Raw genomic sequence first — 12,519 nt, forward strand, 5'->3', positions numbered from 1 at the left:
TCGTCTTGGCCCTTCGTCAGTTCCTAGCCGATGCTGGCTGGCGAAAGAACCAAGGAAGACAGGACATGAGCTATCGCATCGGCGTCGATGTCGGCGGATCCTTCACCGACTTCGCGGTCTTCGACGCAACCAATGGGCGTCTCGCCACCCTCAAGGTGTTTTCCCGGCCGGACGAGCCGGGCGCCGAAATCACGGCCGGACTAACGGCGCTGAAGGCGCGAGACGGTCTCGATCCGGCGGAGGTTGGCTACTTCACCCACGGCACGACGGTCGGCGTCAACACGGTGATCCAGCGCAACGGCCACGACCTGGCACTGTTCACGACCCGCAACTTCGAGGACGTGCTGCAGGTCGCGCGGCTGAAGATTCCGCAGATCCACAATCTCTATTCGGTGCGGCCCAAGCCGCTCATCCCCAGGGACCGTGTCTTCGGCATCGCCGAACGGACCCTTGCAACCGGTGAGGTCCTCACGGTTCCTCACCGCGAAGACGTGGCGGCGGCGGTTGATGCCGCACGACGGGGCGGCTGCAAGGGGATCGTGCTTGCCTTCCTCAACGCCTATCGCAATCCTGAGAACGAAAGAACCGTCAAGGCGATGATCGGCGAGCTCGCGCCCGAGTTGCCCGTCTTCTCCTCGGCCGAAACGTGGCCGATCATCCGCGAATATGAGCGCACGATCACCGCCGTCATCAGCGGCTATGTCCAGCCGCGGGTTGCGCGCTACCTTGACCGCTTCGAGACGGTGCTGCGCCAGGAAGGACTCACTTGCCCGCTGCTCATCACCAAGAGCAATGGCGGCGTCATGGGCATCGGCGAGGCCCGCCATGACTGTGTGCAGATGATCCTCTCCGGCACCGCCTCCGGCGTCATCGGCGCCGGCTATCTCGCCAAGGCCAGCGGCTTCAACCGGGTTCTCAGCCTCGACATCGGCGGGACCAGCGCCGATGTCGCCGTCATCATCGACGGTGAACCGCAATACGGCACCGGCGAATTGATCGGCGATTTTCAGATCCATATCCCCTCGGTTTCGGTGAGTTCGGTCGGACAGGGCGGCGGCTCGGTCGCCTGGATCGACACGCTCGGCATGCTCCAGGTCGGTCCCGACAGCGCGGGCTCAACTCCGGGCCCGGCCTGCTACGGGCGCGGCGGCATCCGACCGACGGTGACGGACGCAGTCGCCGCCTGCAACCTGATCGGTGATATGCCGCTCGGCTACGGCGCCGTCGACGTCGATCGCGCGGCGGCGCGCGCGGCGATCGCACAGCTTGCGCAAGCGCTCGGCAACAGCGTCGAGACCGTTGCCGGCGATATCATCAACATCTCCGTCTCCGGCATGTATGCCGAAGTGAGCGGGCTCATCTCCCGCTTCGGCATCGACCCGCGCGACTTCCATCTCTTCGCCTTCGGGGGCGCGGGCGCGATGCTCGCCTGTTTCCTGGCGCGCGAACTCGACATGAAAGGCGTCGTCGTGCCGCCGACACCCGGCGTCGTCTCGGCGCTCGGCGGCCTGATCGCCGATCTCAAGAATGATTTCATCCGCACCGTCTATTGCGACGTGACCGCCGAAGGACTTGCCGACGTCACCGCTCCTTATGCCGATCTCGGCGCACAAGCCGAGGACTGGCTGCGCAACAAGCAGGGGTTTGCGGGAGAAGCGAGCGTCAAGGTCCTCGCCGACATGCGCTACCAGGGCCAATCCTACGAAATCGAGGTCCCCCTTGAAGGCGCATGGCTCGCTGCGCGGAATGTCGCTGCGGTTGCGGACGCCTTCCATGCCGAGCATGCCCGCTTGTTCGGGCACTCGTCACCCACGGCGCCGGTGCAGTTGGTCAATCTGCGCCTCACGATTTCGGGCGCGACGCCGAAGCCCGCCCTCCTTCCCCTCGCCCCCGCCGAGGCCCCGGCAACGCCGCGGCTGGAGGTCGAGGCCTGGTTCGACGGTCGGGCAACGCCGACGCTTGTCTATCATCGCGCCGATCTACGGGCCGGCCATCGTTTCGACGGTCCTGCCATCGTCGCGCAGGACGATACCACAACGGTCGTCCCGCCCGATTTCGTCGTCAATGTCGATCCGTTCGGCAATCTCCTCATCACGCGCCGGGAGGCCTGACATGGCGATCGACCGCAGAAACCTCAAAGTGCTTGCCAACTTCTGCGCCGCGGCGGCCGACGCCATGGCCTTTACGCTGATGCGCACCGCTCACTCGGCCTTCGTCAAGGAAACGGAGGACTTCTCCTGCCAAATCGTGACGCGCGATGGTCTCGCCTTCGCAAGCCCCCGCCAGTTCGGCGCGCCCTGGTACAGCGGCATCGACTATGCGCCGCTCCTTAAGATGTTCGATGACTATGCCGAAGGGGACATCTGCATCACCAACGACCCCTATAGCGGTTTCGTCGCGACCCATTCGCCGGACATCCATATCTGGAAACCGGTTTTTTACGAGGGGAAGCTTGGCTGCTTTGTCGTCGGCCACATCCACAACACCGATGTCGGCGGTGCCGTGCCTGCCTCGCTTTCCCGATCGCTGACGGAGATCGAGCAGGAAGGCTTGCGCATCCCACCGGTCAAGCTCGTCCAACAGGGCATCCTGAATGAATTCGTGCTCAGCACGATGGCCGCCAATGTGCGGCTGCCGGAGCAGAATATCGGCGACCTCCACGCCCAGATCGCCTCGGTCAATATCGGCGAGCGAAAGCTGCATGAGATCATCGCCCGCTTCGGATACGACGATTTCATCGACGGCGTCGGGCAGATCCTCGACTATGCGGAACAACAGACCCGGGCGATACTCACCCGCGTGCCGGACGGGGAGTATTTCTTCGCCGACTATGCCGACGAGGACTCGGTCGGCGGCAGGCCCTGCCGGGTGGCGCTCACCCTGCGTGTGAAAGGCGACGAGGTCGAACTCGACTATACCGGCAGCGATCCGCAGCTCGGCTCGTCGCTCAACATGCCGACCGGCGGACGCGAGCGCCACCCGCTGGTCATGGTCGGGCTCACCTACGTGCTCTACACGCTCGACAACAGCCTGCTCTTGAACGCCGGCACATTGCGGCCGGCCCGCGCCGTGCTGCCCGAGGGCACCATCGTCAATTGCGAGCGGCCGGCGGCTGTCGGCATGCGATCGCTCACCTGCGCGATGACGCAGATCGTCACCGTCGGCGCGTTCGCGCAGGCGCTGCCGGAGCTCATGCCTGCCGCCTCGCCGGGCGGCAATGCGATCATGAACATCAAGACCAGCGCCCGGAACGGCCGCCCGGTCATGGCTTCGATCGGTCCTGTCGGCGGCGGCGGCGGCGGAACGCCGATCCGCGACGGCAGCGATGGTGCCGGCGGCGCCACCGGCTTCCTGCGCAACACGCCGATCGAGATCAGCGAGGCGGAAGTGCCGATCCGATTCCTGCGTTACGGGCTGCAGCCGGATACCGGGGCGCCCGGGCGGCATCGCGGCGGCCTCTCGGCCATCATGGAATTCGAGGTCTCGGCGCCTGAAACGGTTGTTACCGCCCGCAACCGCAACCGCTCGATCATGCCCTCCTGGGGGCTGAACGGCGGCCATGCGGGTGTCGTCTCCCGCTTCATCCGCAATCCCGGCAGGAGCGGCGAAACCGATCTCGGCAATACCGACGTGGTACGTTTGGATCCCGGCGACGTGATCCGCGTCATCGGACCGGGTGCCGGCGGCTATGGCGACCCCTTCGAGCGGCCGGCGAAAGCCGTGCTATGCGATGTCCGCCGCGGCGCCGTTACGCTCGAAAGCGCCCGTCGCGACTATGGCGTGGCGATAGTCGCGGGCGAAGTCGATGCCGACGCAACGGCCGCCTTGCGCTCCAAGCCCCGGCCGAAGCACGGCACCTTCACCTATGGCGCCGAGCGCATCGCTTTCGAAAAGATGTGGACGCAAGAGCGCTACGAGCTGCTCACCCGGTTCCTCGCCGACGTTCCGGTCGGCTGGCGCTTCTTCCTGAAGCATCGCATCTTCGAGGCGGTCGGCTCGCTCTGCGCGAATGACGCGACCCCGGTCGACCGACAGATGGGCGCGATCTTCCGCGATATGCGCGAGAGATATGGGCTTTGATGGCTTGCCCGCGTCGGCTAAGACTTTGGCGTGCGAGGACGGGGAGCGATGAACGCGCGCCAGCTTGAAATCTTCCGGGCGATCATGCGCGACGGCTCGATCACCGCCGCAGCCAACTCGCTCGGCATCTCCCAGCCGGCCGTGAGCAAGCTCCTGCACCATTTGGAAAGCCAGCTTGGCTACGTGCTCTTCGACCGGATCGCCGGACGGCTGGTGCCGACGATGGAAGCGAACATTTTGTTCGCCGATGCCGATCGCGTCTTCCGCGAGGTGGAGGCTTTGAAGTCGCTGGCGAGGGACATCGGCGCGCAGAAGATCGGTCTCTTGCGGCTGGGCGCCAGCCTGCCGGTGACCTATTCCGTGCTTCCCAAGGCGCTTTCCGGATTTCGCGGCCGCCACCCGGAGGTGAAGGTGCATTTGCACGCGCTGCCGAAGCGGGAGATCGCCGAGGCGCTGCTCCTCGGCGACATCGATCTCGCCGTGACGCTCTCGCTCATCCACGCGCCGACCGTGCGCAGCGAAGTCCTTTGCGAGGTACCCGTCGTCGCGGTGATGCGCGCCGGCGAGCCGTTTGCCGAGCGGTCCGAGATCACGCCCGCGGACCTCGAGGGCAAGGCCCTGATCTCCTACGGCTCGCACGCCGAGATCGGGGCGGCAATGGACTCCGCCTTTGCCGAAGCCGGCCGGCAGCGGGATGTCGCAATCCAGATTGCCTCTTCCGTCGGCGCCGCGCCGCTGGTGCGCGAGGGTCTGGGAATAGCGCTCGTCGACGGGCTCGTCGCCTGGCGCGATTTCGAGGGTCTGGTCGCCCGCCCCTTCCTGCCGCGGATCGCCATGCAGGCGGTCGCAGCGACCAACGACGCGCGCCCCGCCTCACGTTTCGTCGAGCCGTTCCTCTCCTGCCTGAGGGCGGCGCTGGAAGGCCAAAGATTGCGCTGAAACGCTCGTCGCAAACAGCTTATTCCATCACCGTCATCAATACAGTCGACCGAAACTGCCGGTGAACCGCCGCTAGTCTTGCCCGGACGGCAAGGAGCAGCGATGACCCTCAGTTTCAATCCCGATACGCTCGAACTCCCCTCCGGCCATTTCATCGATGGCCGCTACCTGCCCGCGACCGGCCGGCTCGCCATGCACCGCCCTTCCGATGGTGTTGCCTTTGCCGAATGTCCTGTGGCGGGAGAAGACCTGGTCGATCAGGCGGTCATCAGCGCTCGCCGGGCGCTCAAGGAGAGCGGCTGGTCGGGCCTGCGGCCGCGCGATAGGACCCGGGCGCTCTCGCGCTGGGCCGACCTCATCGAAGCGGAAGCGGCGACGCTTGCGCGCCTCGAAGCAGTCGCCTCGACCCGCCCTGTCGGTCACCTCGTCGAGGGCGATATCGCCATCACCGCCGAGCAGATCCGCTTCTTTGCCGAGTTTGCCGACAAGGAAGGCGGCGATCTGGTGCCGACCGACGACGACAATCTCGGCATGATCATGACCGAGCCCTATGGTGTCGTCGGCGCGATCACGCCCTGGAATTTTCCGGTCTCGATGGCCGGCTGGAAACTCGGGCCTGCGCTCGCCGCCGGCAATGCGGTCGTCTTGAAGCCGTCCGAGATAACTCCCTTCTCGACGCTCTATCTCGCCGAGCTTTCGGTGCGTGCCGGCCTTCCGGCCGGGCTCGTCAATGTCGTGCTCGGCGACGGACCTACCACGGGAAACGCCATTACGGGGCATCCGGGCATCGGCAAGGTGAGCTTCACCGGTTCGACGGCCGCCGGAGCGGCGATCATGGAGAACGTCGCCCGCACCGGCATCAGGCCGATGACGCTCGAGCTCGGCGGCAAGAGCCCGCAGCTCGTCTTCGCCGATGCGGATCTCGGGTGTACCGCTCAAGCAATTGCCCGCAACATTCTATCCAATGCCGGCCAGGCCTGTGTCGCCGGTTCGCGCGTGATCGTCGATAGGAAGATCGCCGATGCGCTGACCGAAGCACTCGTCAAGCACATGAGCGCCATCCTGCCCGGCCCGACCTGGGACGAGGCGAGCCAATATTCGCCAATCATTTCCGAGCGCCAGATGGGCCGGATCGACGCAATCGTCCGGGCAGCCGCGGCTGCCGGCGGCGAATGCCTGCTCGGCGGCAAGCCGCTCGACCGGGAGGGCTATTTCTATGCGCCGACATTGATCACCGGCGTCGACCAGTCCTCCCCGGCCGTGACCGAGGAAATCTTCGGGCCGGTGCTGACGCTGCAGACCTTCGACGACGAGGAGGAGGCCCTGGCTCTCGCTGATCATCCGACCTACGGGCTCGCCGCCGGCGTCTTCACCCGCGACCTGTCGCGCGCCGTGCGGGTGACGCGGCGGCTGGAGGCCGGTACCGTCTGGGTCAACCGCTACGGCCGCTCGCGCGACCACATCCTGCCGACCGGCGGCTACAAGAGCTCCGGCATCGGCAAGGATCTCGGCCGCGAGGCCTATCTCGCCAACCGCCGAGCCAAGAGTGTGCTGATCAATCTGTGAAAGTGGGGCACGAACGAACATGAAAACCTATTCGATCGCGCTGATACCCGGCGATGGCATCGGCAAGGACGTCACGGCGCCCGCCTGGCAGGTGCTGGAGAAGGTCTCCAGGCACGCAGGCTTCGAACTGAAGTCCACGACCTTTCCCTGGTCTTGCGAATATTACAAGGAGACAGGCGCGATGATGCCGGCCGACGGCATCGAGACGCTCCGCGCCTTCGACGCAATCCTGCTCGGCGCGGTCGGCTGGCCGGCCGAGGTTCCCGACTCGGTTTCGCTGCACGGCCTGCTCCTGCCGATCCGCAAGGCTTTCGTCCAGTACGCCAATATCCGTCCGCATCGGCTGCTCCCCGGCGTCGAAGGTCCGCTGAAGGCACGCGGTTTCGACATTCTCTGCATCCGCGAGAACACCGAGGGTGAATATTCAGGCGCCGGCGGCCGCGTCCATCAGGGCACGATCGACGAAGTTGCCGTCGAGACGTCGATCTTCACCCGGGCAGGCGTCGAGCGCATCCTGCGTTTCGGCTTCGAACAGGCCCGCGCCCGCCGCGGCAAGCTCGCCTCGGTGACGAAGTCGAACGCCCAGAAATATTCCATGGTCTTCTGGGACGAGATCACCGAACGGCTTGCCGGCGAATATCCGGACGTGGCCGTCAGCAGCTATCACATCGACGCGATGGCGGCCCGCATGGTCATGGCGCCGGAAAGCCTCGACGTCGTCGTCGCCTCCAATCTTTTCGGCGACATCCTGACCGACCTTGGCGCCGCCATTCAGGGCGGCCTCGGCTTTGCGGCCTCCGCCAACATCAATCCCGATCGCAGCGCTCCGTCGATGTTCGAGCCGGTGCACGGCTCGGCGCCGGACATCGCCCATCTCGGCATCGCCAACCCGATCGCCGCGATCTGGTCGGCGGCGATGATGCTCGACCATCTCGGCGAGGCGGGCGCGGCGGAAGTGATCATGGCGGCGATCGCCGCCGCGACATCTGCCGGCATCGGCACCGTGCCCGGCAAGGACAGAACGGAAACCATCACAGCCGCGGTTCTTGCCGCGCTCGACTGATCACAGGGGAACGACATGCTGAAGTTGAACGACAAGGAACTTTTTTGCAAAGCCGGCCTGATCAACGGTGCATGGATCGGCGCAGCCTCCGGAGACGTCGTCGAGGTCATCGACCCCGCGGCTCAGGAAGTCCTCGGCACGGTTCCGGACATGGGAACTGACGAGACCCGCGCCGCGATCGAGGCTGCCCAAGCCGCTTTCGGACCGTGGAAGAAGAAGACGCATGCCGAGCGTGCCGCGCTGCTCGAACGCTGGCACGCGCTGATGATCGAGAATCTCGAGGATCTGGCGCTGATCCTGACCCTCGAGCAGGGCAAGCCGCTCGACGAAGCGCGCGGCGAGATCCGCTATGGCGCCGCCTTCGTGAAATGGTTCGCCGAGGAGGCCCGGCGCATCGGCGGCCATACGATCCCCTCGCCGACGCCGGACCGCCGCATTGTCGTGCTCAAGGAAGCGGTCGGCGTCTGCGCCATCGTCACGCCTTGGAACTTCCCGAATGCGATGATCACCCGCAAGGTCGCTCCGGCGCTCGCCGCCGGCTGCACCGTGGTGATCAAGCCCTCGGAATTCACGCCCTTTTCGGCGCTCGCTCTTGGCGTGCTCGCGGAGCGCGCTGGCATTCCGGCCGGCGTCGTCAACATCGTCACCGGCATGCCCGCGGCGATCGGCAACGAGCTCATGGCCAACGAGACGGTGCGCAAGATCTCCTTCACCGGCTCGACCCGGGTCGGTTCTCTGCTGATGCGCGGCGCTGCCGACAGCGTGAAGCGGCTCTCCCTCGAACTCGGCGGCAACGCCCCTTTCATCGTCTTCGACGATGCCGATCTCGACCTCGCGGTGGAAGGCGCGATCGCCTCGAAGTTCCGCAATGGCGGGCAGACCTGCGTCTGCGCCAACCGGATCCTGGTGCAATCGGGCGTCTATGATGCATTCGCCGAGAAGCTCGGCGCGCGCGTCAACGCCATGAAGGTTGGTCCAGGCACGGAAACAGGCATTGCGATCGGGCCGATGATCAACCAGGCAGCGATCGAGAAGATCAACCGTCATGTCGAGGACGCACTTGCCAAGGGCGCGAAGATCGCCGCGCGCGGCAGATCGGTGTCGGAAGGCAAGCAGTACACCGCCCCCATCGTGCTTACCGGCGCCACCACCGACATGCTGCTCGCCAGCGAGGAGACCTTCGGCCCCGTCGCTCCGCTTTTCCGCTTCGAAACGGAGGAGGAGGCGATCGCCATCGCCAACGGCACGCCTTTCGGCCTCGCCGCCTATTTCTACACCGAAAGCCTAAAGCGCTCCTGGCGCGTCGGCGAAGCCTTGGAATTCGGCATGGTCGGCCTCAATACCGGCGCCATCTCTACTGAAGTCGCGCCCTTCGGCGGCGTCAAGCAATCCGGCCTCGGCCGCGAGGGCGCGCAGGTCGGCATTGAAGAGTACCTCGAAATGAAGAGCTTCCACATCGGCGGGCTGTAGGTTTTTCATTTCTGAAAAACAACCTGCGGAATCGAAGCTTCTGATCGCCCGAGATCCGGTGGCATGTTGCGGCATCGCTTCACAACGGAAGGGAACGCCATGCTTGCCATCGACATCTCCGCCGTCAGCCATAGATCATTGGGACGCTCAGGCCTCTCCGCCGGATCGATAGGTCTGGGATGCTGGGCGATTGGAGGCTACTTCACCCTCAATGGAAAACCGGACGGGTGGGGCGATGTGGACGACGAACAGTCGATCCGCGCCATCCGTCTTGGCCTCGACATGGGCGCATCGCTGATCGACACGGCCGATGCCTATGGAACCGGGCACAGTGAGGAGGTGATTGGCCGAGCCTTGAAAGGACGAAGAGGCGACGCAATCATCGCAACCAAGTTCGGATATACCTACGAGCGTGCCGCCCGCGCTCTTGTCAGCACCGATGTCAGCCCCGCCTATGTCGAGGAGGCCTGTGCGGCATCGCTTCAGCGCCTGGGTACCGACTATATCGATCTTTACCAAATCCATGTCGGGGAGCTTTCGGATGATCAGGCGGATGCGGCCGGCGAGATGCTGGAAAAACTCGCGGAAAGGGGTGCCATTCGGTTCTGGGGCTGGAGCACGGACAACGCTGCCGCCGCGAAGAGGATGGTGAAGTTCCCGCATTTCGTCGCCGTGCAACAGGAACTGAACGTCTTCGTGGACGGCCCCGACATGCTGACCATGTGCGAGGCCAACGATCTCGCCAGCCTGAACAGGTCTCCGCTGGCAATGGGGTTCCTGACGGGAAAATTTGGCCCGGACATGCGCCTGCCGCAAAACGACGTCCGCGCCGCCGGCCATAGCTGGGTACGGTTCTTCGAGGACGGCAAGGCACGAGCAGACTATCTCCAGCGCCTCGCGCAGATCCGGGAGCTCCTTCAAACGGGCGGCAGGACCCTGGCACAAGGGGCGCTCGGCTGGACCCTCGCCCGTTCCCCTGGTACCTTCCCCATACCTGGCTTCAAGACGGAGGCGCAGGTGCGCGAAAACCTCGGCGCTTTGGAGATGGGGCCGCTGCCGGCTGCAACAATGGCGGAAATCGGTGAGCTTCTCGGTCGCGGGATCGAGCAGAACTGACAGCCCTTCATTCCGGCGTTCAGGCGAATGTGGTATTGCCGCCTCAGCGTGCCGGGCTTGCCGAGTCCGGCATCACTCCGCTTACTGCACCCTGTCCAGCATCTTGTAGTACATGCCGACCAGCGGCAGGAACCACGGCTTGCCGAAATGTCCGGGCACCGCCGGCCAGGCGAGATCCTTGACCGGATTGCGATCCGCCTTGCCGAGAATCGCGTCGGCGATCAGCATCCCCATATGCGTCGACATCTGCGCGCCGTGCCCGGAATAGCCCATGGCGTACCAGAGCCCGTCCGTGAAGCCCGCCCGGGGAAAGCGGTCCTTGGTCATGTCGACGAGGCCGCCCCAGCAATAGTCGATCTCGACCTTGGCGAGATGGGGGAAGATCTCGGCGAGGCTGGCGCGCAGGATAGCGCCGCTTTTTTCGTCGGAGCGCTGGTCCGATGTCGCCGAAAATCGCGCCCGGCCGCCGAAGATCAGGCGGTTGTCGGGCGACAGGCGGAAATAGTTGCCGATGTTGAGAGAGGTCACGCAGGTGCGGTTGCCGGGCATGGTGGCGGCGACCTCGGCCTCCGTCAGCGGCCGCGTCGCGATGATGAAGCTGCCCACCGGAACGATGCGGCGGCGGAAATAGCCGAAGGCGCCGGTGGTGTAGGCGCCCGTTGCCAGCAGTACCGTATCCGCCGTCACGCTGCCGCGCGGCGTCGTCAATTCCTGCTTACCGCCTAGAATGCGCCGGCCCGTCACCGGCGCGTTCTCGACGACGATCGCGCCGTGGCGGACGGCCGCCTCGGCAAGGCCGACGACGAAGCGGCCCATATGCATCATGGCGCTCTTCTTCGAAAGCATCGCACCATGGAAGCAGGCCGCGCCGACTTCGTCCTTCAGGTCGTTTCTCGTCAGAAGCGCCGTATCCGGGTCGACCTCGCGATTCACAACCTCGAAGTTCCGGGCGATCGCGTCGAAATGCGCCGGTTTCGACGCGAGTTTCAGCTTGCCGGCCCGCCGGAAGCTGCAGTCGATACCCTCCTCCGAGGCAATCCTCTCAATCGTGTCGACGGAGGCGTCATAGGCACGGTAGAGCGCTGCAGCCCGCTCGGCCCCGAGTTCCGCCTTGGCGGCGACGAAGCTGTGGGCGATGCCGTTGTTGAGATGGCCGCCATTGCGGCCGGAAGCACCGGAGCCGACCGCGCCCGCCTCCAGCACCATCACTTTCGCACCGGCCAACGCAAGCTGGCGTGCAGCCCCGAGGCCCGTGAAGCCGCCGCCGATGACGGCGACGTCATAGTGCCCCTCGACCGGTGCGCGGCTGCCCCTCTCAAAGGGGCGGGCCGTATCGTGCCAGTAGGACTTGAACTGCATGTTAATCTCCCGTCAGAGCCCGACGACACCAGGCAGGCCGGAAATATCCTTGATCTCCGTATAGCCATAGTAGGGATTTGCCGGCTCGTGGCCGCGATTGACCCAGACCTTGTTCTTGATGCCGAGATCGTGCGCCGACATCAGGTCGTAACGGAACGAGGACGAGCAGTGGAGAATGTCCTCCGGGCCGCAGCCCAGCATGTCGAGCATGTATTCGAAAGCCTTGAAGCGCGGCTTGTAGGCCTGCGCCTGCTCGGCCGTGTAGACCGCGTGGAAGGGGGCGCCGAGCTTCTCGACATTCGACATGATCTGCGAATTCATCGCGTTCGACAGGATGACGAGCGGGATCTCCCTGGCGACCTTGGCAAGCCCGGCCGGCACGTCGGCATGCGGGCCCCAGGTCGGCACGCGTTCATAGACCACGCGGGCGGCCTCGTCGCGGAATTTTATGCCGTTGCGCTTGCAGGTGCGCTCCAGGGAATTGTGAACCACCTCGGCATAGGGCTTCCAGTCGCCCAGGATCTCGTCGAGGCGATAGGCGGCGAAATTCTTGATGAACTCCTGCATGCGCGGCTCATCGAGCTGCTCGCCGTAAAGGTCGCGCGCCGCTTCGGCCATCTGGAAATTGGTCAATGTGCCGTAGCAGTCGAAGGTGATGTATTTCGGACGGAAGCTCGCCATGCTCATTTCTCCTCTTCAATGACGCGATCCGGAATGTCTGAGAAGGATCATAGGCAAGCGCCCGGCCCTCGGCCTGCGTGATTTGGCGTGGATCGAAGCAGATTGTACCGTATCCGCGGCTGGCTTTGGCACATGGTTGTGTGCTCTTGACCGGCGGCTGCGGACTCTTCCCGTCTCCGGCCCCCTTCGCCGCCGCCCTGCCGGCATAAGATGCGGCGACCCGCTCACGTAAAGGTATAAGATAC

9 protein-coding genes are annotated in these 12,519 nt (G+C 64.9%); 7 read left to right on the forward strand and 2 right to left on the reverse strand.

The features are described 5' to 3' along the window. Positions 1-65 precede the first annotated feature (65 nt). From AU381_RS20585 to AU381_RS20615, 7 genes are all read left to right on the forward strand, one after another. A complete protein-coding gene (locus AU381_RS20585; RefSeq protein ID WP_064243591.1) occupies positions 66-2,111 on the forward strand; it encodes a hydantoinase/oxoprolinase family protein in 2,046 nt (681 codons plus the stop codon). A 1-nt stretch (position 2,112) separates the two neighbouring features. Then, positions 2,113-4,080, forward strand: coding sequence for a hydantoinase B/oxoprolinase family protein (locus AU381_RS20590; RefSeq protein ID WP_064243592.1), 1,968 nt, complete (start codon positions 2,113-2,115; stop codon positions 4,078-4,080). Positions 4,081-4,128: 48 nt separating this feature from the next. Continuing rightward, positions 4,129-5,019 carry a LysR substrate-binding domain-containing protein gene (locus tag AU381_RS20595; RefSeq protein ID WP_064243593.1) on the forward strand — a complete coding sequence of 297 codons (891 nt, stop codon included), beginning with the start codon at positions 4,129-4,131 and terminating at the stop codon, positions 5,017-5,019. Positions 5,020-5,121: 102 nt separating this feature from the next. Continuing rightward, a complete protein-coding gene (locus tag AU381_RS20600) occupies positions 5,122-6,585 on the forward strand; it encodes an aldehyde dehydrogenase family protein (RefSeq protein WP_064243594.1) in 1,464 nt (487 codons plus the stop codon). A 19-nt stretch (positions 6,586-6,604) separates the two neighbouring features. Continuing rightward, positions 6,605-7,648 carry a tartrate dehydrogenase gene (locus AU381_RS20605; RefSeq protein ID WP_064243595.1) on the forward strand — a complete coding sequence of 348 codons (1,044 nt, stop codon included), beginning with the start codon at positions 6,605-6,607 and terminating at the stop codon, positions 7,646-7,648. Between the two features lie 15 nt (positions 7,649-7,663). Next, positions 7,664-9,118: an NAD-dependent succinate-semialdehyde dehydrogenase gene (locus AU381_RS20610; RefSeq protein WP_064243596.1), complete on the forward strand. Its 1,455-nt coding sequence runs from the start codon at positions 7,664-7,666 to the stop codon at positions 9,116-9,118. 99 nt (positions 9,119-9,217) lie between these two features. Then, positions 9,218-10,234 (forward strand): aldo/keto reductase, encoded by a 1,017-nt coding sequence (locus AU381_RS20615; protein ID WP_064244164.1) that lies wholly within the window; start codon positions 9,218-9,220, stop codon positions 10,232-10,234. An 81-nt stretch (positions 10,235-10,315) separates the two neighbouring features. On the opposite strand, the gene AU381_RS20620 is transcribed toward AU381_RS20615, so the two are convergent. Further along, positions 10,316-11,593, reverse strand: a complete 1,278-nt coding sequence (locus AU381_RS20620; RefSeq protein ID WP_064243597.1) for an NAD(P)/FAD-dependent oxidoreductase — start codon at positions 11,591-11,593, stop codon at positions 10,316-10,318. 12 nt (positions 11,594-11,605) lie between these two features. Beyond that, positions 11,606-12,274, reverse strand: a complete 669-nt coding sequence (locus AU381_RS20625; RefSeq protein WP_064243598.1) for a haloacid dehalogenase type II — start codon at positions 12,272-12,274, stop codon at positions 11,606-11,608. Positions 12,275-12,519 lie beyond the last annotated feature (245 nt).

This window comes from Sinorhizobium glycinis, from assembly GCF_001651865.1.
Classification (GTDB): Bacteria; Pseudomonadota; Alphaproteobacteria; order Rhizobiales; family Rhizobiaceae; genus Sinorhizobium; species Sinorhizobium glycinis.

Excerpts from the sequence above, each read along its gene's own strand:
- AU381_RS20585 (WP_064243591.1), top strand. The coding sequence starts at position 66 with ATGAGCTATCGCATCGGCGTCGATGTCGGCGGATCCTTCACCGACTTC.
- AU381_RS20590 (WP_064243592.1), top strand. The coding sequence starts at position 2,113 with ATGGCGATCGACCGCAGAAACCTCAAAGTGCTTGCCAACTTCTGCGCC.
- AU381_RS20595 (WP_064243593.1), top strand. The coding sequence starts at position 4,129 with ATGAACGCGCGCCAGCTTGAAATCTTCCGGGCGATCATGCGCGACGGC.
- AU381_RS20600 (WP_064243594.1), top strand. The coding sequence starts at position 5,122 with ATGACCCTCAGTTTCAATCCCGATACGCTCGAACTCCCCTCCGGCCAT.
- AU381_RS20605 (WP_064243595.1), top strand. The coding sequence starts at position 6,605 with ATGAAAACCTATTCGATCGCGCTGATACCCGGCGATGGCATCGGCAAG.
- AU381_RS20610 (WP_064243596.1), top strand. The coding sequence starts at position 7,664 with ATGCTGAAGTTGAACGACAAGGAACTTTTTTGCAAAGCCGGCCTGATC.
- AU381_RS20615 (WP_064244164.1), top strand. The coding sequence starts at position 9,218 with ATGCTTGCCATCGACATCTCCGCCGTCAGCCATAGATCATTGGGACGC.
- AU381_RS20620 (WP_064243597.1), bottom strand. The coding sequence starts at position 11,593 with ATGCAGTTCAAGTCCTACTGGCACGATACGGCCCGCCCCTTTGAGAGG.
- AU381_RS20625 (WP_064243598.1), bottom strand. The coding sequence starts at position 12,274 with ATGGCGAGCTTCCGTCCGAAATACATCACCTTCGACTGCTACGGCACA.